The sequence below is a fragment of the Herbaspirillum sp. C9C3 genome (genome assembly GCF_013359625.1).
In the GTDB taxonomy this organism is placed as follows: domain Bacteria; phylum Pseudomonadota; class Gammaproteobacteria; order Burkholderiales; family Burkholderiaceae_D; genus Herbaspirillum.
The window spans coordinates 45,477-68,063 of sequence record NZ_JABFMQ010000004.1; the positions used below are offsets into that span (position 1 = coordinate 45,477).

Annotated in this window: 21 protein-coding genes; 3 read left to right on the forward strand and 18 right to left on the reverse strand. The window is 63.1% G+C overall.

Annotated elements, in window-relative coordinates:
- Positions 1–9: 9 nt before the first annotated feature.
- From HNO82_RS05620 to HNO82_RS05630, 3 genes are all read right to left on the reverse strand, one after another.
- Positions 10–3,159 (reverse strand): MdtB/MuxB family multidrug efflux RND transporter permease subunit, encoded by a 3,150-nt coding sequence (locus HNO82_RS05620; protein ID WP_175343025.1) that lies wholly within the window; start codon positions 3,157–3,159, stop codon positions 10–12.
- Between the two features lie 42 nt (positions 3,160–3,201).
- Positions 3,202–4,737: an MdtA/MuxA family multidrug efflux RND transporter periplasmic adaptor subunit gene (locus HNO82_RS05625; protein ID WP_175343026.1), complete on the reverse strand. Its 1,536-nt coding sequence runs from the start codon at positions 4,735–4,737 to the stop codon at positions 3,202–3,204.
- Between the two features lie 186 nt (positions 4,738–4,923).
- Positions 4,924–5,463, reverse strand: a complete 540-nt coding sequence (locus tag HNO82_RS05630) for a Spy/CpxP family protein refolding chaperone (protein WP_008327257.1) — start codon at positions 5,461–5,463, stop codon at positions 4,924–4,926.
- Between the two features lie 237 nt (positions 5,464–5,700).
- Here HNO82_RS05630 and HNO82_RS05635 point away from each other — a divergent pair, with 237 nt between their 5' ends.
- Both HNO82_RS05635 and HNO82_RS05640 read left to right on the forward strand, forming a co-directional pair.
- Positions 5,701–6,438 (forward strand): response regulator, encoded by a 738-nt coding sequence (locus HNO82_RS05635; protein WP_217509821.1) that lies wholly within the window; start codon positions 5,701–5,703, stop codon positions 6,436–6,438.
- The gene (locus HNO82_RS05640; RefSeq protein ID WP_175343028.1) at positions 6,435–7,823 is read left to right on the forward strand and encodes an ATP-binding protein; all 1,389 of its coding nucleotides are present in this window, start codon (positions 6,435–6,437) and stop codon (positions 7,821–7,823) included. Before HNO82_RS05635 ends, HNO82_RS05640 begins: the two co-directional genes overlap by 4 nt.
- Positions 7,824–7,902: 79 nt before the next feature.
- Here the strand turns inward: HNO82_RS05640 and trpS are convergent, their stop codons facing one another.
- The 11 genes from trpS to rpsP form a co-directional block, all read right to left on the reverse strand.
- Positions 7,903–8,937 (reverse strand): tryptophan--tRNA ligase, encoded by a 1,035-nt coding sequence (trpS, locus tag HNO82_RS05645; protein ID WP_175343029.1) that lies wholly within the window; start codon positions 8,935–8,937, stop codon positions 7,903–7,905.
- 253 nt (positions 8,938–9,190) lie between these two features.
- Positions 9,191–9,751, reverse strand: a complete 561-nt coding sequence (locus tag HNO82_RS05650) for a glycine zipper family protein (protein WP_008327250.1) — start codon at positions 9,749–9,751, stop codon at positions 9,191–9,193.
- A 51-nt stretch (positions 9,752–9,802) separates the two neighbouring features.
- Positions 9,803–10,147: a hypothetical protein gene (locus tag HNO82_RS05655; protein ID WP_008327249.1), complete on the reverse strand. Its 345-nt coding sequence runs from the start codon at positions 10,145–10,147 to the stop codon at positions 9,803–9,805.
- 378 nt (positions 10,148–10,525) lie between these two features.
- On the reverse strand, positions 10,526–11,914 hold the full coding sequence (fumC, locus tag HNO82_RS05660; RefSeq protein WP_175343030.1) for a class II fumarate hydratase: 1,389 nt from the start codon (positions 11,912–11,914) through the stop codon (positions 10,526–10,528).
- Positions 11,915–12,123: 209 nt separating this feature from the next.
- Complete coding sequence (locus HNO82_RS05665; RefSeq protein ID WP_008327247.1) at positions 12,124–12,474, reverse strand: DUF3579 domain-containing protein; 351 nt, start codon at positions 12,472–12,474, stop codon at positions 12,124–12,126.
- A gap of 309 nt (positions 12,475–12,783) precedes the next feature.
- Entirely contained in the window at positions 12,784–13,743 is a 960-nt protein-coding gene (locus tag HNO82_RS05670) for a CobD/CbiB family protein (protein WP_175343031.1), read from the reverse strand.
- Positions 13,744–13,906: 163 nt separating this feature from the next.
- Positions 13,907–14,578: a CoA pyrophosphatase gene (locus HNO82_RS05675; RefSeq protein ID WP_175343032.1), complete on the reverse strand. Its 672-nt coding sequence runs from the start codon at positions 14,576–14,578 to the stop codon at positions 13,907–13,909.
- A 119-nt stretch (positions 14,579–14,697) separates the two neighbouring features.
- Positions 14,698–15,081, reverse strand: coding sequence for a 50S ribosomal protein L19 (gene rplS / locus HNO82_RS05680; RefSeq protein WP_008327243.1), 384 nt, complete (start codon positions 15,079–15,081; stop codon positions 14,698–14,700).
- Positions 15,082–15,232: 151 nt separating this feature from the next.
- Positions 15,233–15,988 (reverse strand): tRNA (guanosine(37)-N1)-methyltransferase TrmD, encoded by a 756-nt coding sequence (gene trmD, locus HNO82_RS05685; protein WP_175343033.1) that lies wholly within the window; start codon positions 15,986–15,988, stop codon positions 15,233–15,235.
- A gap of 82 nt (positions 15,989–16,070) precedes the next feature.
- Positions 16,071–16,691 carry a ribosome maturation factor RimM gene (gene rimM, locus HNO82_RS05690; RefSeq protein ID WP_175343034.1) on the reverse strand — a complete coding sequence of 207 codons (621 nt, stop codon included), beginning with the start codon at positions 16,689–16,691 and terminating at the stop codon, positions 16,071–16,073.
- Between the two features lie 70 nt (positions 16,692–16,761).
- Complete coding sequence (gene rpsP, locus HNO82_RS05695) at positions 16,762–17,016, reverse strand: 30S ribosomal protein S16 (protein WP_008327198.1); 255 nt, start codon at positions 17,014–17,016, stop codon at positions 16,762–16,764.
- Positions 17,017–17,329: 313 nt separating this feature from the next.
- Between rpsP and HNO82_RS05700 the strand changes: the two genes are divergently transcribed.
- Entirely contained in the window at positions 17,330–17,752 is a 423-nt protein-coding gene (locus HNO82_RS05700) for an NINE protein (RefSeq protein ID WP_175343035.1), read from the forward strand.
- A gap of 74 nt (positions 17,753–17,826) precedes the next feature.
- On the opposite strand, the gene HNO82_RS05705 is transcribed toward HNO82_RS05700, so the two are convergent.
- The 4 genes from HNO82_RS05705 to HNO82_RS05720 form a co-directional block, all read right to left on the reverse strand.
- Positions 17,827–19,611, reverse strand: coding sequence for an acyl-CoA dehydrogenase (locus tag HNO82_RS05705; RefSeq protein ID WP_175343036.1), 1,785 nt, complete (start codon positions 19,609–19,611; stop codon positions 17,827–17,829).
- A 94-nt stretch (positions 19,612–19,705) separates the two neighbouring features.
- Complete coding sequence (locus HNO82_RS05710) at positions 19,706–20,635, reverse strand: electron transfer flavoprotein subunit alpha/FixB family protein (RefSeq protein ID WP_175343037.1); 930 nt, start codon at positions 20,633–20,635, stop codon at positions 19,706–19,708.
- Positions 20,636–20,637: 2 nt separating this feature from the next.
- Positions 20,638–21,393: an electron transfer flavoprotein subunit beta/FixA family protein gene (locus HNO82_RS05715; protein WP_034350081.1), complete on the reverse strand. Its 756-nt coding sequence runs from the start codon at positions 21,391–21,393 to the stop codon at positions 20,638–20,640.
- A 220-nt stretch (positions 21,394–21,613) separates the two neighbouring features.
- Positions 21,614–22,573: a 2-hydroxyacid dehydrogenase gene (locus HNO82_RS05720; protein ID WP_175343038.1), complete on the reverse strand. Its 960-nt coding sequence runs from the start codon at positions 22,571–22,573 to the stop codon at positions 21,614–21,616.
- Between the last annotated feature and the right edge of the window lie 14 nt (positions 22,574–22,587).

Genomic DNA, 22,587 nt, shown 5'->3' on the forward strand with positions numbered 1-22,587 from the left:
CGCATCCGCTTACACCGCAGGCGGCAGGGTGGCCGGTTTGCCGTCATCGTCATCCTCGCCGCCATGGCCCGGTTCGCGCAGTCCGAAGCGCGCGCGCAGGCGGCGGCCCAGGCTGTCGAAACCGAGATAGATCACCGGCGTGGTGAACAAGGTCAGCACCTGCGACACCAGCAGACCACCCACCATGGTGATGCCCAGCGGCTGGCGCAACTCGGAACCGACACCGGTCCCCAGCATCAACGGCAGCGCCCCCAGGAGCGCGGCCATGGTGGTCATCAGGATGGGGCGGAAGCGCAGCAGGCAAGCCTGGTAGATCGCCTCGCGCGGACTCTTGCCTTCATGCCGTTCGGCTTCCAGGGCGAAGTCGATCATCATGATGGCGTTCTTCTTGACGATGCCGATCAGGAGAATGATGCCGATGATGCCGATGATGCCCAGGTCCGTGCCCGAGATCATCAGCGACAGCAAGGCACCCACGCCCGCCGAGGGCAAGGTGGAGAGGATGGTGATGGGATGGATGTAGCTCTCGTAGAGCACGCCCAGCACGATGTACATGGTGATGATGGCCGCCAGGATCAGCCACAGCGTGTTGGACAGCGAGGCCTGGAAGGCCAGCGCCGCGCCCTGGAAGTTGGTGACGGTGGAGTCGGGCATGCCGATCTCGTCTTCGGCCACCTTGATGGCCTTGACCGCCTCGCCCAGGGAAGCGCCCTTGGCCAGGTTGAAGGAGATGGTCGCCGCCGGGAACTGGCCGATGTGGTTCACCACCAGCGGGGCCGTGCGTTCGGTCACGGTGGCAATCGAGGACAGCGGCACCTGGCCGCCGGCGGAGGTGACCAGGAAGATGCTGTCCAGCGCTTCAGGCCCGCGCTGGAATTCCGGCTTGACCTCCATCACCACGCGATACAGGTTCGATTGCGTGTAGATGGTGGAAATCAAGCGCTGGCCGAAGGCGTTGTAGAGCGCATTGTCGATGGCGGCCGTGGTGATGCCCAGGCGCGAGGCGGCATTGCGGTCGATCTCGATATAGGCCTGCAAGCCCTGGTCCTGCAGGTTGCTGGCCACGTCGGCCAGTTGCGGCACCTGCTGCAGACGCGCGATCAGCTTGGGCACCCAGGTGCTCAGGGTGGTCGGGTCGGCGTCTTCCAGCGTGAACTGGTATTGCGTGCGCGAGACGCTGTCTTCGATGGTCAGATCCTGCACCGGCTGCATGTAGAGCGTCACGCCCGGCACCTCTTGGGTGAGCTTGGGTTGCAGGCGGCGGATCACGTCGGAGGCCGAGACATCACGCTCTTCATGCGGCTTCAGATTGATGAGCATGCGGCCGCTGTTGAGGGTAGCGTTGGTGCCGTCCACGCCGATGAAGGAGGACAGGCTTTCCACCGCCGGATCTTCCAGCACCACCTTGGCCAGTTGCTGCTGCTTCTCGCCCATGGCGCCGAAGGAGATCGATTGCGTGGCCTCCGAGATACCCTGGATGACACCGGTATCCTGCAGCGGGAAGAAACCCTTGGGCACGAACACGTACAGCAGCACGGTCAGGCCCAGCGTTGCCAGGGCCACCAAGAGCGTGAGTTTCTGGCGCTCCAGCACCCATTCCAGCATCACGCCATAGCGCGCGATGATGCGGTCGAAGAAAGCCTGGCTCTTGTGATAGAACCAGCCCTGCTGTTGTTCCGGCTGGTGGCGCAAGAGGCGCGCGCACATCATCGGCGTGAGCGTGAGCGAGACCACGGCGGAGATGAGGATGGAGACCGCCAGCGTGACCGCGAATTCATGGAACAGTCGACCGACCACGTCGCCCATGAAGAGCAATGGAATCAGCACGGCGATGAGCGAGAAGGTCAGCGAGATGATGGTGAAGCCAATCTGCTCGGCACCCTTGAGTGCGGCCTGCATGGGCTTCATGCCCTCTTCGATGTAACGCGAGATGTTCTCGATCATGACGATGGCGTCATCGACCACGAAGCCGGTGGCAATGGTCAGCGCCATGAGCGTGAGGTTGTTGATCGAAAAGCCTGCCAGGTACATCACCGCGAAGGTGCCCACCAGCGACAGCGGCACCGCCACGCTGGGGATGATGGTGGCGGGCACGTTGCGCAGGAAGACGAAGATCACCATCACCACCAGCGCCACCGAGAGCAGCAGCTCGAACTTCACGTCCGCCACCGAAGCGCGGATGGTGGTGGTGCGATCGGTCAGGATGTGGACATCGATGGCGCCGGGCAGGCTGGCCTGCAACTGCGGCAGGATCTTCTTGATGCTGTCGACCACGGCGATCACGTTGGCACCGGGCTGGCGCTGGATGTTCACGATCACCGCCGGCTGCTGGTTGGCCCAGGCCCCCAGGCGGACGTTTTCTGCACCGTCGATCACATCGGCCACATCCGAGACGCGGATGGGCGCGCCGTTCTTGTAGGCGATGATCAGGTTGCGGTATTCATCGGCCGAGCGCAGCTGGTCGTTGGCGTCAATGGTGGAGGCGCGCGTGGGGCCGTCGAAACTGCCCTTGGCCTGGTTGACGTTGGCGTTGCCGATGGCCGTGCGCACGTCATCCAGGTTCAGGCCCAGCGCGGCCACGGCGCGCGGATTGATCTGCATGCGTACGGCCGGACGCTGGCCGCCCGACAGACTCACCAGACCGACGCCGGACAATTGCGAAATCTTTTGCGCCAGGCGGGTATCGATCAGGTCCTGCACCTTGGGTAACGGGATGGTCCTGGAGGTGACCGCCAGCGTGATGATGGGCGTATCGGCCGGATTGACCTTGCTGTAGACCGGCGGCATCGGCAGATCCGAGGGCAGCAGGTTGCTGCCGGCATTGATGGCGGCCTGCACTTCCTGCTCGGCCACGTCCAGGCTGAGATCAAGATTGAATTGCAGCGTGATCACCGAGGCCCCGCCGGAGCTGGTGGAAGACATCTGCTTCAAGCCCGGCATCTGGCCGAACTGGCGTTCCAGCGGTGCGGTGACGGAGGAGGTCATCACGTCCGGACTGGCACCGGGATAGAGCGTGACCACCTGGATGGTCGGGTAATCGACTTCGGGCAGGGCCGACAGCGGCAGGAGCCGGTAGGCGACGATGCCCACCAGCAGGATCGCCAGCATCAGCAAGGATGTGGCGACCGGCCGCAGGATGAACTGGCGCGAGGGATTCATGCGTGAGCCTTGTGCAGATTGGGCAAATCGGACTGAGGGTGCTTACTTGGCGCCGTTGGCGTTGCCTGCATTGTTGGCGCCGCCTTCGCGCTGGCGGCGCAGCTCCATCATCTTCTGGCGACGCTGGTCTTCGGGCAGCTTCTTGATTTCTTCGCCGAATTCACCGGCATCGATGCGCTTGTTGAGTTCGGCCCAGCGCTTCTGCCGCTCTTCCGGACTCAGGTTGGCCTCGCCGCCCTGGGCCGCTTGACCGCCCTGCCCCCGCTTGCCATGGCGACGTTCCGGATTCTCGGTGGTGAGCTTGTTGGCCGGATCATCGGCGCCGCCGCGCGTGACCGCTTCCACCTTGGCGCCTTCGCGCAGGCGGTCGATGCCATCGATGACCACGGTTTCACCGGCGCTGATGCCATCGGTGATGACGGTCTGGTCATCCTGCACCGGGCCGGTCTTGACCGGGCGCACGGTGACGGTGTTGTCCTGCTTGACCACATACACGAACAAGCCCTTGGCCCCGCGCTGGATGGCGGCCGTGGGGATCACGGTGGCGCCCTTCTCGGTCTTGAGTTGCAGGCGGATGTTGACGAACTGGCTGGGGAAGAGCGCGTAATCGGTATTGGGGAACTGGGCCTTGAGCTTGACCGTGCCGGTGGTGGAGTCGACCACGTTATCGATGGTCAACAACACGCCATCGGCCAGTTTCTTCTTCTGCTCGCGGTCCCAGGCCTGGGCCGGCAGCTTGCGGCCGCTCTGCAGTTGCTGCAAGACCTTGGGGATATTGTCTTCGGGGATGCTGAAGATGGCCGTGATCGGCTGCAACTGGGTGATGATGACCAGCCCATTGGTATCGCTGGTAGTGACGTTGTTGCCCACGTCGGCCTGGCGCAGGCCGAGGCGACCGCTGATCGGGGCGGTGACGCGGGTGAACGACAATTGCAGACGGGCGCTGGCGACACTGCCTTCATCGGCCTTGACCGTGCCTTCGTATTGCTTGACCAGCGCGGCCTGGGTATCGACCTGCTGGCTGGCAATCGAGTCCTGCGACAGCAGGGTCTGGTAGCGCTTGAGATCCAGCCGGGCCGAGGCGAGCAAGGCGCGATCGCGCGCCAGCTGCCCTTCGGCCTGGGTCAGCGCGGCCTGCAGCGCACGCGGATCGAGCTCGGCCAGCAGCTCACCGGCCTTGACCACCTGGCCTTCCTTGTAATGCAGCTTCATCAGTTGTCCATCCACGCGGGCCCGCACGGTGGCCGTGGCCGTCGGAGTCACCGAACCCAGACCGTTGAGGAACACATCCACGTTCTGCACCTGGGCCGTGGCCACGCCCACCGGCATGGTCTGGCTGCCAAAGGCGCCGGCACCGGGGCGCCGCGCACCCGGCCCACCAGGGCCACCGGGACGTCCGCCCGGGCCACCCATGGCCGCCATCTGCTCCTGTTCGGTCTTCTTCTTGGACCACCATTTGGCGCCGCCACCTGCGGCCAGCACCGCTACCAGGACCCAGAACCACCAGCGGCGCAGAATGCTGCCACGGGAAGAGCTGTTGGAGGGAGACGGCTGCCGGGAATTGGGAGTATTTGTCATGTCAGGAAAACCTGTGAACCGATCAAGTCGGCGGGCTGGCACGCAGTGTACCCAGCTATTGCCGCCATTGCACGATGTGCCAACGAGAACAGCCTTGCGGGCAAACGCAAGGCTGTCGGGTGGAACTGCACGCTGCGCCGGTATCAGGCTTGCACCGGCGCAGCGGCAGGTCATGCCTGCCCCAGTTTAGTTGGCCGGCGGGGCATCCGGTGCCGGCTTGCCGCCATGCGGGGGACCCTTGCGGTCGCCGTGGCGCATGTGTTCCATCTTTTCCCAACGATGGCGCTCCATCTTGGCGTGCTCGGCATCGAAGATCTTCTGCTGCTCCGGCGACAGAGTGGCGTAGAAGTCCTTGGTGGCGGCGATGCGCTGCTCGGCGAAGGCTTCACGCTTGCGCATCATGTCAAGCTGCTTGTCCAGACGTTCCGGGGTGCTCAGCTTGGCCCATTCTGCCTTGTCGGGACGGCCGGCCGGGTCGAACGGGGCCGGTTTGGTCTTGTCGAGGAAGAGCTTCCAGGCGGCTTCCTGGGAGGCGGTGATCTTGAGCTTGTCGTGCAGCTCGGCCTGGTGCTTGGCGCGCATCTGCTCGAACTTGGCGATCTGTTGCGGGCTTGGCGCATGACCTTGCGGGCCGCCCGGGGGCATCTGGGCAAAGGCCGACAGGGTGACGGCGCTGATGCTTACGGCGGCGACGCCGGCCAGGATACGGTTCTTGAATGTCAACATGGCTTGCTCCTTTCAGGGGGTGGTGCTCGTTATGCTTTTGAACAGCGACGTGCTGTCCTGGCATGGTTCCCATTAAACCGGCGGCGTGTATCAAGGATTTTTCCGCTGTGGCGTCATTTGTATCGTTTTGTATATATGCGGGCCGCGCAGGTATCGTTTTATTTCTGCCCTGCTCCTTGTAAAGACCCGATACAAATCCCCCCTGCAGGGACGGACAAGTTCGGCATAATGCGGTCCATGGATACAAATACTCACATCCTCGTCGTCGATGACGACCGCGACATCCGCACCCTGCTGGCCGAATATCTGGACAGCAATGGCCTGCGCACCCTGACCGCCACCAATGGCAGCGAAATGCGCCGGGTACTGGAAGAGTCGCGCGTGGACCTGATCGTGCTGGATCTGACCCTGCCCGGCGAAGACGGTCTGACCATCTGCCGCAACCTGCGCGCCACCTCCTCGGTACCGGTCATCATGCTGACCGCGCGCGGCGAGCCGCTGGACCGCATCCTGGGGCTGGAGATGGGCGCCGATGACTACCTGGCCAAGCCCTTCGAGCCGCGCGAACTGTTTGCCCGCATCCGCAGCGTGCTGCGCCGTACCCAGGCGCTGCCGCCCAACATGGCCCAGCCGGACGTTGCCACCATGCGCTTTGCCGGCTGGACCCTGGATCTCACCGCGCGTCACCTGGTGAGCCGGGATGGTGTGGTGGTGGCCTTGTCGGGGGCGGAATTCCGGCTGCTGAAGGTGTTCCTCGACCATCCCAACCGCGTGCTCAACCGCGACCAGTTGCTGGAGCTCACGCAAGGCCGCGAATCCGATCCCTTCGACCGTTCGGTGGATATCCAGATCAGCCGCCTGCGCCAGAAGCTGGGCGATGATGCGCGTACCCCCACCATCATCAAGACCGTGCGCAACGAGGGCTACGTGCTGGCCACGACCGTGACGGCCGAAGGGACGGGCCGCCCGGGATGAAGAATTTCCTCGGCTCCATCGGCAACCGCATCTTCTTCCTGCTGCTGGGCGGGATCGTGGTGGCGGTGTTTGCCACCAACTGGCTGGCCGGCAACGAGCGCCGCAATATCTTGCGTGAGCTGCGCTTCCAGCATCTGGCCGACCGCGTCGAGCAGATCGTGCAGGCGGTGGACAACATCCCTCCCGCGCAGCGGCCCATCGTGCTGCAGGCGGCGACCAACTTCGGTTTCGAGGCGCGCATGGTGGACGACATGAACGACGCCATCGGCTCCAATGTCAGCAGCAGCAGTCCCTTGATCGAGATGCTGCAGGCGCGCCTGGGCGAGGACCGCAAGATCGCCGTGCAGCGTGAGAGCGAATGCCCGCCGCTGCATGCCGATGACGGGCGTGGTCCGCGCCGTGATACCTGTCGCGTCATCTACATCAGCCTGCATGACCAGGCGCTCATGCGCCTGCGCCTGCACCAGCCGGGCGAGCCCCCGGCCCTGCGCGGGCGCGGCGGACCGGGCGGGCCGGCCGGTCTGTTCGGTCTGCAATATATCCTGCTGTTCCTGGTACTCATTGCCATGCTGGCGTGGCTGGTGGCGCGCATGGCCACCCGCCCTATCCGCCAGCTGGCGCAAGCCGCTTCGCGCCTGGGCCGCGACATCGACCACGCCCCGCTGGCCGAAACCGGTCCCACCGAAATCCGCCAGGCGGCCCATGCCTTCAACGCCATGCAGGGACGCATCCGTCGCCAGATCCAGCATCGCACCCACATGCTGGCGGCCATCACGCATGACTTGCAGACGCCTTTGACGCGCATGCGGCTGAGACTGGAAAAGGTCAGCGATCCCGGCTTGCAGCAGAAGCTCATCGACGACCTGGGCGTCATGCACGGCATGGTGCGCGAAGGGCTGGACCTGGCGCGCAGCATGGATTCTTCCGAGAAGATCCAGGCTCTGGACATCGATTCCCTGCTCGACAGCGTCTGCGCCGACGCCGCCGATGCCGGCCAGGACGTCACCCTGCAAGGCAGCACCCGCGCCTTCGTGATGGCCCAGCCGGGCGCGCTGCGGCGCTGCCTGACCAACCTCATCGACAATGCCTGCAAGTACGGCAAGTCAGCCCGCGTCAGTATCGCGCTGGAACAGCAGAAGATCGCCATCCGCATCCGCGACCAGGGGCCGGGCATTCCGGAGGCCGAACTGGAGGCCGTGTTCGAACCCTTCTATCGCCTGGAGACCTCGCGCTCGCGCGATACCGGCGGTACCGGGCTGGGCCTGACCATCGCGCTCAACATCGCCGAGAACCATCACGGCCAGCTGCGCCTGCGCAACCTGCCGGAGGGCGGGCTGGAAGTCCTGCTGGAACTGCCGCCGATGACGCCTCCCAAAAATCGGTAAAAACCTTCACGCAGGCATAAAAAAACCGCCGCAAACCCGGATGGGATGCGGCGGTTTTCATATAGTCGGCAAATGTGCCTTAACCGAAGTAGTTCAGGCCCAGGGCAGCATTGACTTCGGCCATGGTCTGCGCGGCCACGGCGCTGGCGCGTTCGGTGCCGCGCTTCAGGATGGCCAGCACTTCGCCGCGATCCTTGGCGAACTCTTCGCGGCGGGTGCGGATGGGTTCCAGCATTTCCTGCAGGATGCCTTCCAGACGGCGCTTGACCACACTGTCGCCCAGGCCACCTCGGGTGTAGTGGGCCTTCAGTTCGGCCACGGCGTCGCGGTCGGGATCAAAGGCATCGAGGAAGGTGAAGACCACATTGCCCTCGACCTGGCCCGGATCGTCCACCCGAAGATGGTTGGGGTCGGTGTACATGCGGTGCACGGCCTGCTTGATCTCGGTCGGCGTGGCCCCCAAGGGGATGGAATTGCCGAGCGACTTGCTCATCTTGGCCTTGCCGTCGATGCCGGGCAGGCGGCCGGTTTCGGAGAGCACTTCCTTGCACTCGACCAGCACTTCGCGGTCGACGGTGGCATTGAATTTGCGCACCAGCTCATTGGTCTGCTCGATCATGGGCAACTGGTCACTGCCCACCGGCACCAGCTGGCCCTTGAAGGCGGTGATGTCGGCGGCCTGGCTGACCGGATAGGTCAGGAAACCGGCCGGGATATCGCGCTCGAAGCCGCGCAGGCGGATTTCTTCCTTGATGGTGGGGTTGCGCTCCAGGCGCGAAACCGTCACCAGGTTCAACAGCACCATCGACAGTTCATACAGCTCGCGCACCTGGGACTGGATGAAGATGGTCGACTTCTCGGGATCGATGCCTACGGCCAGGTAATCCAGCGCCACTTCCAGAACATTGTCGGTGACCTTCTGGTGGCGGCCGACGTTATCGGTCATGGCCTGGGTATCGGCCAGCAGCAGGAACTGGCGCGAGGTTTCCTGCAGCGCCACGCGCGACTTGAGCGAGCCGATGTAGTGGCCCAGGTGCAGTGGCCCGGTGGGGCGATCGCCGGTGAGGACCACAGGCAAGGCGGAGGAGGTATTGCTCGGTGCGTTCGAAGACATGGTCATTCCTGATCGTTATCTGGAATGCCGCCGGTCCCGAAGCTGAAGAAACAATGCCGCCGGAACCGGCGGCATCATGGTCACATGGTCAAGCTGTGTGAAAACGGGCCGCCTCGTTCAGGCGCGCCACCAATGCTGGGTTTTCGCAAGTTGATTTCGGAAAAGCATGGCGGCGAGTATAGCACCGGCAGCGCGCCATGTTGCGCTGCATAAGAAAAAACCGCCTCCGCAGAGACGGTTTTTGTGCGAGCGCTCAATAGGCGCCCGGCGGTGGACCGTAATACACCGGCGGCGGGCCGTAATACCCCGGAGGCGGCGGCGGTGCATAGTAGTAGCGTGGATGATAGGTGTAGACGGTGGTGGTCTGGACCGGCTGCTGGACCTGGTTACCCTTGCTGACCATGCACTGGGTGTAGGTCATGTCGTAGCGCTGCTGCATCGAGTAGTTGCCACCTGCTGCCGCGTTGCTGCCGGCGGCACTGCCCACCAGCAAGCCACCACCGGCGCCGATGGCGGCACCCGCTCCGGCGTTGCCCGAGGCGGCCCCGATCAGTGCGCCGGCCACGGCACCGACGGCGGTACCGACAGCGGCGCTGTTGGCGGCATTGTTCTGGGTCTGCGCGGCCTGCCCGCCGATGGCGTCCTGCGCGTATTGCTGGCATTGCTGCTGGTCGGCGCGGAACTGTTCGTAGGTCTTGTCCTTGCCGGGCATGGCCATGACCGAGGGGCCGGTGGGTACGCTCACGCAGCCGCCCAGCGCCAGCATGGCGCCCAGAGCGGAAACGGTAGCAGCGGTCTTGTAGAGGGGCTTCACGATGTTTCCTTTATCGGGGGGATCGACGACAGACGACGCAGGCGGCTTGACTCACTGCGGTGGCGCGCCACCCGGCACGCCTGGCGTGTTGGGCACCACCTTCATCCACGGACTGGGGCAGTTCTGGACGTAGGGATAATAAGACTTGGTATCGGAGCAGTAATACCAGTACTCCTGACGTTGCGGTTCCACATAGACCGGCGCCGGCACACGCTCCACGTAGACCGGCGGCGGGTAATACACCGGTGGCGGATAGTAGACCGGGGGCGGCACCCACAGAGGGCCACCGATGACCACTCCACCATAGAAGCGTCCATGCGCATAGGCCGAGGCACTGGCGACCAGGCCGGCGGTTGCCAGCATGCCGCAGAGGCCAATTGCCGCTAGTTTCTTCATATTGTTGCCCTTGGGTGTGTCGCAGAATGTTTGAAATGCCTGGAATATTTGCCAGAGGGCATCACGGGCGCGTTCCCCTCGCACTCGTATGAGCCTGGAATCCTTTCCGGCTGCGGCTTGCAGACGCATCTGGCGCAGGAAAGCAATATACGCGCGGGGCGCGGTGAAATCTTGAGATGTTTCATTTCGTAACCCTAATCAACAGAGATATACACGGGGTTGAAAAGGCTTTGCAATCAGGGGCTTGTCGCGCCCGCGAAGCACGATCTCATGCGTGCCACAAAAAACAAAACGGCCTTCTTCAAGGCCGTTGATGCTCGCACTCTCCGGTAACGCAACACTTCCGGCGCCCCTGCAACCGGGGCGAGATCGCAGTGCTCAACCCGGCCGCGTCATCTGCTCCGGCTTGATCCACTCGGCAAACTGCTCTTCCGTCACATAGCCCAGCGCCAATGCCGCCTGCTTCAGGGTGGTGCCGTCGTGATGCGCCTCTTTGGCGATCTTGGCGGCCTTGTCGTAACCAATGTGTGGGGCCAGGGCCGTCACCAGCATGAGCGATTTTTCCATCAGCTCGCCAATGCGGCTGTGGTTGGCTTCGATGCCGCGCGCGCAGTGCTCCTCGAAGCTGGCCATGCCATCGCCCAGCAGACGAACGCTCTGCAGGAAGTTGTGAATGATCACCGGCTTGAACACATTGAGCTCGAAGTTGCCGCTGGCACCGCCAATGTTGAGCGCGACATCGTTGCCGAAGACCTGGGCACACAGCATGGTCATGGCTTCGCACTGGGTCGGGTTGACCTTGCCCGGCATGATGGAACTGCCCGGTTCATTCTCGGGAATGGTGATCTCACCCAACCCGGAACGCGGGCCGGAAGCCAGCCAGCGCACGTCGTTGGCGATCTTCATCATGGCCGCCGCCAGGGTCTTGAGTCCGCCGTGCGCGGCCACCAGGGCATCGTGTCCGGCCAGGGCGGCAAACTTGTTGGGCGCAGTCTTGAACGGGAAACCGAAATACTTGGCCAGCTCGGCCGCCACGCGCTCGCCGAATTCGGGATGGGCATTGAGCCCGGTACCGACGGCCGTGCCACCAGCGGCCAGCTCGGAGATCGCGTTGAGCGTGGCGATGATGGCCGACTCGGCATGATCCAGCTGCGCCACGTAGCCCGAGAACTCCTGGCCCAGCGTCAGCGGCGTGGCGTCCTGCAGGTGGGTACGGCCGATCTTGACGATGTCGGCAAACTGCGCGGACTTGTCCGCCAGCGTGGCGCGAAGGGTGTGCAGCGAGGGGATCAGGTGCGTGGCCACGGCCATGCAGGCCGCCACGTGCATGGCGGTCGGGAAGATGTCGTTGGAGGACTGGCCACGGTTGACGTCGTCATTCGGGTGGATCAGACGGTCCTCGCCGCGCACGCCGCCCAGCAGTTCGGAGGCGCGGTTGGCCAGCACCTCGTTCATGTTCATGTTGCTCTGGGTGCCGGACCCGGTCTGCCAGACCGACAGCGGAAACTCCAGCGGATGCTTGCCGGCGATGACCTCATCGGCAGCCGCAATGATGGCCTCGGCCTTCTTGCCGTCCAGCTTGCCCAGGTCGCGGTTGACCGTGGCACAGGCGCGCTTGACGGCGGCCAGGGCCACGATCAGCTCGGCCGGCATGCGCTCGGTGGAAATGTGGAAGTGGTGCAGCGAACGTTCGGTCTGCGCGCCCCACAGGCGTTCGGCCGGGACTTCGATCAGGCCAAAGGTGTCGCGCTCCATGCGGTGGTTCATGATGCTGGTTCTCCGTGATGAGAGGGCCGCAAGCGGCCCGATGATCCCGTGAGACTCTGGCGCAATGACAAGGCTGAGTCATCGACGAGACTGACAATGTGACATCTAGTGTAACTGCTGGCGGGACCGCCCGCAGGACGCGGCGGCATGAAGCTGGCGAGGGGTTGGCAATGCCGCAGCAAGACCGGCGCGGCAGCGGCAGCGAGGAATCAGCCGGCCTTGTTGTCCTTGGGCGGATCGGGCAGCACACAGGCCTCGACCACTTGCAGGTCGTTGTCCTTGGCGAAGTTGACCACGAAGTGATAGGCCAGTGGTTCCAGCTCGCGCAGGGCTTCGTTGACCACCACCGAGCGCACGCCATCGATGTGGGTAGGCAACACGTAGGGAGAATATTTCAGGTGTGCATTGCGACCGCCGCTGCCTTCAGGACGGAAGCACGACATCACGCCGCACAGGCGCTCCGCCCAGTCGCTGGGGCGGAACTGCCGGCCATCCGAGGTCTTGCCCAGGATGATGAATTCTTTGGCCGGTGCGTTTGCGGGTTTGATGGGATCAGCCATACATGCAGTTCTTCTAAAGCGCTTGCAACCGAATGCCCTTGTCCTGGTGGGACCGGAGCCCTGGAGCGCGCGGTGCCTCGGCGATGCTCTGCCTGGGTGCCTGCGCGGTACTGAGTATTATATCTTATAGAAGACTTGGCTTCTACCGGTCTCCCCGGCTCCTGCATGCCGCTCTGCGATTGCCGGGGCATGCTGCTGCCAGGCAAGTGGCGATCTCGTGAAGTGAAGCCGGAAGTATACCGGGTTGGCGAGAAATGCGTTCCCAAAAACAAAGCGGGCCTGCGCCCGCTTTTTCATCCATCTTTCCGCCTAGCCCATCCACACCGCCACCGACAGCAGCAGCAACAGGAACATCCACAGCAGCAAGGCGCGCCAGACCAGGCCCACGGTGCTTTGCAGGGTGCGTGGCGAGGGTGTGTCGCCAGGCAGGCCGTCGGTTTCCTCGGGCATGGAATCGACCGTGGCAGCGTCAGCCGGCAGGATGATGCCGGCTGCTGCTTCCTTCTCGGTGCCGAAGCGCACACCCATGGCACCGCCACCGGCGGCCAGGATGATGCCGGCGGCCTCATCGTCCCAGCGGCGGGCGAAGTTGCGCCAGGCATAGATGGCCTCCTCGAAGTTGCCCACCACGGCAAAGGCGGAGGCGGTCAGACGGGCCGGGATCCAGTCGATCCAGTAGAAGGCCTGGGCGGCAAAGCGACCGAAAGCTTCGAACTTCATGTGATCCGGCTCGTTCCAGGCGCGCGACAGATATTCGGCGACGCGGTACATCACCGCCAGCGCCGGCCCCACCGGCATGAGGAACCAGAAGAACACCCCGAACACATGGCGATGCGTAGTGATGAGCGCACGCTCGGAGGCGATGCGCGAGATTTCGCTCACATCCATGCCCGTGGTGTCCTGCCTGGTCCATTCGGCCAGCAGGGTACGCGCGGTCATCTCGTCGCCACTGTTGAGCGCCAGCTGGATGGAAGTGAAGTAATGGCTGTAGTGGCGGAAACCCAGGGTCATGTAGACCACCAGCACGTTCCAGGCGAAGGCGGCCACCAGGCTCACATGCAGCAAGAGCCAGTAGACCAGTGCCACCGGCACCGTCAGGGCACCTACCATCACCACCCAGCCCAGGCGCCCATGATGGGCGTGGCCGGCGTTGAACCAGCCTTCAATCGTGGCCGCGAAAGACTTGATCGACGCGTATACCGGATTGTCTGCGCGCAGTGGTTTGAGTTGTTCGATTAACAGCGCAAAGAGAATGGAAAGAAATGTCATCAAGCTGCCTTAGGGGTCTCTATAGCCCGTACGATAGCGCAGTGCAAGAGGGGAATCAAACAATTGATTCACCCAGCAGGATCAAGCGCGCAATGTCACGGATTTTTACTTACTTGAACACTAACAGAGACATAGCGTCGCAGAGGCGCGACATATTGCACTGTCAACTACGCAGGAAGTGGAACAGGTTGCGCAGCATGCCGGCGGTGGCGCCCCAGATGAAGTAACGTTCATAGGGCATGGTATAGAAGCTGCGTCGACCGACCGGTGCCGGCAGCTCCACCGAACGACGCTGATGGTTCACGCCATCCATCAGGAAAGCCAGCGGAACTTCGAAAATCTCGGCCACTTCGCGCGGATCGCCGATAGTCTCGAACGGCGGCTGGATCAAGCCCGCCACGGGCGTGACGCGATAACCGGTGCCGGTGAAGTAATCGGGCAGCGAACCGATGACTTCGATGTGATGACGCGCCAGGCCGATTTCCTCTTCGGTCTCACGCAGGGCGGTGTCGATGGCCGAGCCGTCGTAGTCTTCGCGGCGACCACCGGGGAAGCTGATCTGTCCGGCATGGTCCTTCAGGTCAGCTGTGCGCTGAGTGAAGAGAACCGTCAAACCTTGCTCGCGCAGCACGATCGGGATCAGCACCGAGGCCAGCCGGAAACGTCCCTTGGACTCGGCCAGCCGGGCCATCTGGTCGCCGCTGTGCTCGGGCTCCCAGCGCGGCGGGTCGGCGAAGCGCTGGCGCAGCCAGTCGGCATTCAGGCGCGCAGTCTCCAGCGCACTTTCGCCGGCGACGGCATCCACCGGCAGATTGAGAGGATCGAAACTGGCCACGTTGTGCTCGCTTGATCGTTAGGTTGGCAGGACTTCCACTTCAACTTCCATTGGGCGTCGGAAACGAAAAAGGGGCGTCGTGAGACACCCCTTTTCCTGACGCATCAACAGGCGACCGATTACTCGGCAGCAGCAGCCTTTGCCGCACGGCTGGGCAGCTTTTCCTTGATACGTGCCGACTTGCCCGAACGTTCGCGCAGGTAGTACAGCTTGGCACGACGCACGTCACCACGACGCTTGACTTCGATCGAGGCGATCAGCGGCGAGTACAGCTGGAAGGTACGCTCCACGCCTTCGCCCGAAGAAATCTTGCGGACGATGAAGTTGGAGTTCAGACCACGGTTACGGCGGGCGATGACCACGCCTTCGTAAGCCTGAGCGCGCTTGCGGGTACCTTCAACCACGTTCACGTTGACAATCACGGTGTCGCCGGGGGCGAAGTCGGGAATGTTCTTGGCGAGACGCGCGATCTCTTCTTGCTCGAGTTGCTGGATCAGATCCATTTTTTGCTCCTGTAACCATCTTGCCGGCGCCGTTGCCACGAGGGCGGATTGTAAAGCCCGGTAGAGGATGGGGTTTCAAACACGGTGACATCGGCCACCGCACGGTGCAGGTCCGTTGCCGGGCCTGCGGTACTGCATTTGCTACAAACCTTCAGGGCTGCGCCAGACCGCCCAGAAACTTTTCATCGGCCTTGCTCAGCAAGCCCTGCTCGCGGGCCCGGACGATGAGGTCGGGACGCTTGGCCTGCGTGGCCTCCAGTGCCCGCTGCCGGCGCCATTTCTGGATCTCGGCATGGTGTCCACCCAGGAGGATGGAGGGCACCGGCTCACCTTCATAGACTTCCGGACGCGTGTAATGGGGCGAATCCAGCAGACCGTTGACGAAACTGTCTTCCACTGCCGAGGCACTGTCGTTGAGCGCACCCGGCAAGAGCCGGATCACTGCATCCATCAGCGCCATCGCCGGCAATTCACCGCCGGAGAGGACGAAGTCGCCGATGCTGATTTCCTCGTCCACGCACTTGTCGAGCAGGCGCTGGTCAATCGCTTCATAGCGTCCGCACAGCAGCACTGCCCCGCTGTCCTGCGACAGCCGCACCACGCGCTCATGCGTCAGCGGTGCACCTTGCGGTGAAAGATAAATCACACGCGGCCGGGCCAGGCCCAGCGCTTGCTGTCGCTGCTGCGCCGCCTCGATGGCAGCCTGCAGCGGCTTGGCCAGCATCACCATGCCGGGACCGCCGCCATAGGGGCGGTCATCCACGGTGCGGTGATTGTCAGTGGTGAATTCACGCGGATTCCACAACTGCAAGCCCCAGCGCCGCTGCTCCAGCGCCCGGCGGGTAATGCCGGATTGCGTCAGCGCGGCGAACATCTCGGGAAACAGAGTGACGACATCAAACTGCATCACGCCTCCATTTCCTGGGTTCTTTTGAATCTTTTGAATCTGCCGACATCAGCGCCGGAAAAGAAAAAACTGACCTTGAAGGTCAGTAATCCTTGTCCCAGTCGACGATGATCTTCTTTTCGCTCTGCTGCACCGTCTTGACGAACTGGTCGACAAACGGAATCAACAGTTCGGGCGCCGCCGCGGATTTCTCCTTGGCACCCTTTTTCGGCTTTGCGTCGGCAGCGGGTTGCGGTTGCAGCGCTGGTGCAGCTTCCTGCACCGGGGCCTTCACCACCAGGATGGGATGGGCGCCGTTGTCCATCATGTCGGACACCACGCCCAGGTGTTCACCCTGGAGATTTTCCACTGCCGAGCCGATCAGATCGACCCAGTAGAATTCATTGTCATCCAGCGCCGGGAAGTGCTTGCGGGAGATGGAGACCACCGTTCCCTTCATGGCTTCGGCCGCATTGCGGTCCGCTACCCCGGTCAGGCGCGCAACGACATCGCCGCTGTGCCCCTTGGACTGCATGACATCGACATCCTGCTTGGGCTGGCCGGACATCTCCAGCCACCAGGTCTTGGCATTCAGCAAGGCATCTGCCTCGGAAGAATAAGGACGCACGCGAATCCAGCCCTGGATTCCGTAGGCTCCGGTCACATGGCCGACGGTCACGAGATCGTCGGGTGCGGAGAACCCCGCCTGGGCTGGATGAGTCATGAGTACACCAGACCTGTTCTTCATCCGGGCGCCAGCAGAACCGGCGCGGAATCAGACAGGAAAACCTGTATTAGGCAGCAGCCTTGGAACCGGCTTCAGCGACCAGGCGAGCAACGGTCGGCGACAGTTGTGCGCCAACGCCTTGCCAGTGAGCCAGACGGTCAGCAGCGATACGCACGGTTTCTTCCTTGCCGGAAGCGACCGGGTTGTAGAAGCCGATGCGCTCGATGAAACGGCCATCGCGACGATTGCGCGAGTCGGTTGCAACGATGTTGTAGAAGGGGCGCTTCTTGGCGCCGCCACGAGCTAAACGAATAACGACCATAATGGTTCCAGTAAGAATACGGACACGGAAAAGCCGCAGATTATAACGGACTTCCGCCCACCCGGGCAAGTTGCTTGGGGCTTTTGTGCCAGAGACCAACGCACAAAAGCCCTGAAACTCCCCAAAACACGGCAAAAGTGATGCCAAAAGACATCACTTTTGCCCCCATCCGGGCAGGACAGCGGGGTTGCCGACTGTCCTGCCGGAAATGCCTGCCCGCCACGGGCTGGGCTATACTGCTCCGACCCATGACGACAAAATGACCGCCGGCGTCACTTGCGCCGGCGTATAACAGAATAAAGAGACAAGCAGCATGCCCCCATCGCCCCGCCACAAGAACAAGACCCTGACGACCTTCCTGGCCACTGTCTTCGGCAGCATCGGTCTGCATCGCTTTTACCTCTACGGGGGCCGCGACCGCTTCGGCTGGCTGCATGTACTGACCATTCCCTTGTCATTGGCCCTGATGGCGGCTCGACCGGACTCCCCCAAGCTCTTCACGGGACTGCCCTTCGTGCTCTCGGCCCTGATCGCCTGCCTGGAAGCGCTGGTCATCGGCCTCACCCCTGACGAAAAATGGGATGCACGCCACAACGCCGCCAGCGGCCAGTCCTCGGACTCGCACTGGATCCTGGCGCTGATCCTGGTCCTGACCGTAGGGCTGGGTGCCCTGGGCGTGATCGCCCTGCTGGCGCGCAGCTTCGATTTGCTCTTTACGGGCGGCGCCTTCGGCTGACCACTGCCCTGCCCCAATGAACAAGCCCGGCATGCCGCCAATGCGGCATGCCGGGCTTTGCTTGCAGACGCGGATCAGAACTGGTCTTCGGCCAGCGCCATCACCGCAGCACCGCCATCGACGATGGCCGTGCGATAGGCCAGCGCCTGCGGCAGGATCTGCTCGGCATAGAAACGTGCGGTCGCCAGCTTGGCCTCAAAGAACTTGCCATCGCCCTCACCGGACTTCAGCTTGCCCGCCGCGATGGCCGCTGCACGCGCCATCTGCCAGCCGCCCAGCACCACACCGGCCATCTTCAGATACGCAACGCTGCCCGCGAAGACAGCCTTGATATCGCTCTTGATGTTGGCCACCACATAGTCCACCACCTGCTCCAGCGCATCGGCGGCCTCTGCCAGGCGCGCCGCGATGGGCTGCAGTTGCGCATCGCCCTGCAGCTCGGACACGGTCTGGCGCACCTGGGCGATGATGCCCTTGGCAACGGCACCGCCGTCACGCACGGTCTTGCGGCCGACCAGGTCATTGGCCTGGATGGCCGTCGTGCCTTCGTAGATCGGCAGGATGCGCGCATCGCGGTAATGCTGGGCCGCACCGGTTTCCTCGATGAAGCCCATGCCGCCATGCACCTGCACGCCGGTGGAGGTGACATCGATGGACATCTCGGTGATCCAGCCCTTGACAATGGGCACCAGGTATTCGTAGAAGGCCTGGTTGGATTTGCGGGTCGCCTCGTCATCACTGAAATGCGCCGCATCGGAAGTCGCTGCCGCCACGTAAGACAGCGCACGCGCCGCCTCGATCTGGGCGCGCATGGACATCAACATGCGACGCACATCGGGCTGGTGGATGATGGCCACCGGACCGGGCGAGCCGGCCAGGTCGCGCGACTGGATGCGGTCGCGGGCGTAGGACACAGCCTTCTGATAAGCACGTTCCGACACCGACAGACCCTGGATGCCCACGGCGAAGCGTGCCGCATTCATCATGATGAACATGTATTCCAGGCCGCGATTCTCTTCACCGACCAGGGTGCCGATGGCGCCACCATGGTCACCGAACTGCAGCACGGCAGTCGGGCTGGCCTTGATGCCCAGCTTGTGTTCGATGGAAACGCAATGCACGTCATTGCGCGCGCCCAGCGAACCGTCGGCATTGACCAGGAACTTGGGCACGATGAAGAGTGAAATGCCCTTCACGCCTTCAGGCGCATTGGGCGTGCGGGCCAGCACCAGATGGACGATGTTCTCGGCCATGTCGTGCTCGCCATAGGTGATGAAGATCTTGGTACCGAAGAGCTTGTAGGTCCCGTCGCCCTCCGGCACGGCGCGGGTGCGCACCAGTGCCAGGTCGGAGCCGGCCTGCGGCTCGGTCAGGTTCATGGTGCCGGTCCACTTGCCGGAGATGAAGTTGGCGATGAAGGTTTCCTTCTGCTGCTGCGTGCCAGCCGTCATCAGCGCTTCGATGGTGCCATCGGTCAACAGCGGGCACAGCGCGAAGGAGAGATTGGCCGAGTTCAGCATCTCGATGCAGGGCGTGGCCAGCAGCTTGGGCAGGCCTTGTCCGCCGAACTCCACGGGATGCTGCACGCCTTGCCAGCCGGCCTCACCGAACTGGCGGAAGGCCTCCTTGAAACCGGGGCTGGTGGTGACCTTGCCGTCGGACCAGCTGCTGGGCGCCTTGTCGGCAGAATGGTTCAGCGGGGCGATCACTTCACTGCAGAAACGGGCGTTTTCTTCGAGAATGGCCTCGGCCGTTTCCGGCGTGGCATCCTCGCAGCCGGGCAGCGCATTCACGGCTGCCAGACCGGCCAGTTCGTTCATGACGAACAACATATCCTTCACGGGCGCGGTGTAACTCATCTCCAACCTCCATTGGGAACGCTCTGCCGGCGTTCCTTGGGTACACGAAAACACCCCGGCTTGAGCCGGGGCGGATACTACGGTTCAGACCAGATCAGCCAAGCTGCTTGACCAGCTCGGGGACGACCTCGAAGAGGTCACCCACCAGGCCATAGTCAGCCACCGAGAAGATCGGCGCTTCCTCGTCCTTGTTGATGGCGACGATGACCTTGGAGTCCTTCATGCCGGCCAAATGCTGGATCGCGCCGGAGATACCGACGGCGATGTAGAGCTGCGGCGCGACGATCTTGCCGGTCTGGCCGACCTGCCAGTCGTTGGGCACGTAGCCTGCGTCGACAGCGGCACGGGATGCACCCATGGCGGCGTTGAGCTTGTCGGCCAGCGGCTCCAGGATCTTGAAGCTTTCCGCCGAGCCCATGCCACGGCCACCGGAAACGATGATCTTGGCTGCGGTCAGTTCCGGACGGTCCGACTTGGCCACTTCACGGCCCACGAAGCTGGACTTGCCCGAATCGGCCACGGCCGGGATGCTTTCCACGGCGGCCGAGCCACCCTGCGCGGCCGGATCGAAACCGGTGGTGCGCACGGTGATGACCTTGATCGGGTCGATCGACTGCACGGTGGCAATGGCGTTGCCGGCGTAGATGGGACGTTCGAAGGTATCGGCCGACTCCACCTTGGTGATGTCGGAAATCTGGCCCACGTCCAGCTTGGCGGCCACGCGCGGCAGGATGTTCTTGCCGTAGGCAGTGGCGGGCGCCAGGATGTGGCTGTAATCCTTGGCGATGGCCAGGACTTGTTCGGCCACGTTTTCGGCCAGGCCATCGGCAAATTGCGGGGCATCAGCCAGCAGCACCTTGGCCACGCCTGCCACTTGGGCGGCAGCGTCAGCGGCGGCCTTGGCGTTGGCGCCGGCCACCAGGACGTGGACATCACCACCGGCTTGTGCTGCGGCGGTGATGGTGTTGAGGGTGCTGCCCTTGAGGCTAACGTTGTCGTGTTCGGCAATAACGAGTGCGGTCATGATCAGATCACCTTGGCTTCATTTTTCAGTTTGGCGACCAGGGTCGCGACATCCGGCACCTTCACGCCGGCGCTGCGCTTGGCAGGCTCGGTGACCTTCAGGGTCTTCACGCGCGGGGCCACGTCCACACCCAGCTCTTCGGGCTTGACGGTATCGAGCTGCTTCTTCTTGGCCTTCATGATGTTGGGCAGCGTGACGTAACGCGGCTCGTTCAAGCGCAGGTCGGTGGTGATGATGGCCGGCAGGGTCAGGGCCAGGGTTTCCAGGCCGCCGTCCACTTCACGGGTCACGGTGACCTTGCCCTCTTCCAGCACGACCTTGGAGGCGAAGGTGGCTTGCGGCCAGCCCAGCAAGGCAGCCAGCATCTGGCCGGTCTGGTTGCAGTCGTCGTCGATGGCCTGCTTGCCCAGGATGATCAGCTGCGGCTGTTCCTTCTCGGCCAGGGCCTTCAGGATCTTGGCCACGGCCAGCGGTTGCAGTTCGACATCAGCCGCCACTTCGGCCAGGATACCGCGATCGGCGCCGATGGCCATGGCGGTGCGCAGGGTTTCCTGGCACTGCGTCACGCCGGCGGAGACGGCGATCACTTCGGTCACCTTCCCACCTTCTTTCAGACGCACGGCTTCTTCCACCGCGATTTCGTCAAACGGGTTCATCGACATCTTGACGTTGGCGATATCGACGCCGCTGCCGTCGCTCTTGACGCGCACCTTGACGTTGTAATCCACGACGCGCTTGACTGGTACTAATACTTTCATCGCATGGCCCTTGCAAAAAGGAATTGACGTAAACGTAAACTTCCGCAGGATTATAAAAGCAAAACGGGGTGCCTACCGGTTTTTAGCACGATCGTTCTTTTTAATGTTCGCAGCATACACCAAAGATTCACGTGAGCGGAAGAGGAAATGAAGAGAAGCTGAAAAAAACTTCATGCAGCGGAATTGAAGCGCGGCCTGCCCGCAGGCAACACCGCGCCGTTCAGACCGCCAGGTGGGGTACCGGTTCGCCGCGCAGGCCGGCCAACAGGCTGGAGACGGCCAGCTCGGCCATGGCCAGCCGGGTTTCATGGGTGGCCGAACCGATGTGGGGCAAGGCCACCACGTTGGGGAGTTGCAGCAAGGGCGATTCGGCGGGCAGCGGCTCGACTTCGAACACATCCAGGCCGGCACCGTAGATGGTCTTGTCTTGCAGGGCCGCAATGAGCGCAGCCTCATCGACGATGCGTCCGCGCGAGGCATTGATGAAGATGGCGCTGCGCTTCATCAGCGTGAATTCGCGTGCGCCGATCAGGCGTTCGGTCGCGGCGTTCAGGGGCAGCATCACGCAGACGAAGTCCGCCTGGGCCAGCAACTCATCCTGGCTGACGTAGCGCGCATCGAGTTCGCGCTCGGCCTCGGGATCGGGGCGACGGTTGTGATACAGGATGGGCATGCCGAAACCATGATGCGCCCGCCGTGCCACCGCAGAGCCGATGCGGCCCATCCCGATCAGGCCCAGCGTCTTGCCGTGCACGTTCACGCCGAACTGGGATTGGCCGATGCTGCCCTTCCAGCGTCCGGCCTTGACGTATTCGGCCAGTTCCACCACGCGGCGCGCAGTGGAGAGGATCAAGGCAAAGATGGTGTCGGCAGTGGCTTCGGTGAGCACGCCGGGCGTATGCGCCAGCATCAGCCCGCGCCGACGAAAATAATCCAGGTCGAAATTGTCCACGCCCACCGAGATGGTGGAGGCGATCTTGAGTAGCGGCGCGCCCTCCAGCATGTCGTTGGTGATCGGCAGGCTTGCGCCGATCATGCCGTGGGCGGTCTTCAGGGCCGCAAGGAAATCGGCGCGGTTGTCTTGCGTAATACGGTCAAAGAGCGTGACCTCACATTCCGCCTGCAGGCGCTGCAGCAGATGCTCGGGCAATTTTTTGTAGACGACTACGTGCGGCTTCATGGCGATTCCTGTAA

Excerpts from the sequence above, each read along its gene's own strand:
- HNO82_RS05620 (WP_175343025.1), bottom strand. The coding sequence starts at position 3,159 with ATGAATCCCTCGCGCCAGTTCATCCTGCGGCCGGTCGCCACATCCTTG.
- HNO82_RS05625 (WP_175343026.1), bottom strand. The coding sequence starts at position 4,737 with ATGACAAATACTCCCAATTCCCGGCAGCCGTCTCCCTCCAACAGCTCT.
- HNO82_RS05630 (WP_008327257.1), bottom strand. The coding sequence starts at position 5,463 with ATGTTGACATTCAAGAACCGTATCCTGGCCGGCGTCGCCGCCGTAAGC.
- HNO82_RS05635 (WP_217509821.1), top strand. The coding sequence starts at position 5,701 with ATGGATACAAATACTCACATCCTCGTCGTCGATGACGACCGCGACATC.
- HNO82_RS05640 (WP_175343028.1), top strand. The coding sequence starts at position 6,435 with ATGAAGAATTTCCTCGGCTCCATCGGCAACCGCATCTTCTTCCTGCTG.
- trpS (WP_175343029.1), bottom strand. The coding sequence starts at position 8,937 with ATGTCTTCGAACGCACCGAGCAATACCTCCTCCGCCTTGCCTGTGGTC.
- HNO82_RS05655 (WP_008327249.1), bottom strand. The coding sequence starts at position 10,147 with ATGAAGAAACTAGCGGCAATTGGCCTCTGCGGCATGCTGGCAACCGCC.
- fumC (WP_175343030.1), bottom strand. The coding sequence starts at position 11,914 with ATGAACCACCGCATGGAGCGCGACACCTTTGGCCTGATCGAAGTCCCG.
- HNO82_RS05665 (WP_008327247.1), bottom strand. The coding sequence starts at position 12,474 with ATGGCTGATCCCATCAAACCCGCAAACGCACCGGCCAAAGAATTCATC.
- HNO82_RS05670 (WP_175343031.1), bottom strand. The coding sequence starts at position 13,743 with ATGACATTTCTTTCCATTCTCTTTGCGCTGTTAATCGAACAACTCAAA.
- rplS (WP_008327243.1), bottom strand. The coding sequence starts at position 15,081 with ATGGATCTGATCCAGCAACTCGAGCAAGAAGAGATCGCGCGTCTCGCC.
- trmD (WP_175343033.1), bottom strand. The coding sequence starts at position 15,988 with ATGCAGTTTGATGTCGTCACTCTGTTTCCCGAGATGTTCGCCGCGCTG.
- rimM (WP_175343034.1), bottom strand. The coding sequence starts at position 16,691 with ATGACTCATCCAGCCCAGGCGGGGTTCTCCGCACCCGACGATCTCGTG.
- rpsP (WP_008327198.1), bottom strand. The coding sequence starts at position 17,016 with ATGGTCGTTATTCGTTTAGCTCGTGGCGGCGCCAAGAAGCGCCCCTTC.
- HNO82_RS05700 (WP_175343035.1), top strand. The coding sequence starts at position 17,330 with ATGCCCCCATCGCCCCGCCACAAGAACAAGACCCTGACGACCTTCCTG.
- HNO82_RS05705 (WP_175343036.1), bottom strand. The coding sequence starts at position 19,611 with ATGAGTTACACCGCGCCCGTGAAGGATATGTTGTTCGTCATGAACGAA.
- HNO82_RS05710 (WP_175343037.1), bottom strand. The coding sequence starts at position 20,635 with ATGACCGCACTCGTTATTGCCGAACACGACAACGTTAGCCTCAAGGGC.
- HNO82_RS05715 (WP_034350081.1), bottom strand. The coding sequence starts at position 21,393 with ATGAAAGTATTAGTACCAGTCAAGCGCGTCGTGGATTACAACGTCAAG.
- HNO82_RS05720 (WP_175343038.1), bottom strand. The coding sequence starts at position 22,573 with ATGAAGCCGCACGTAGTCGTCTACAAAAAATTGCCCGAGCATCTGCTG.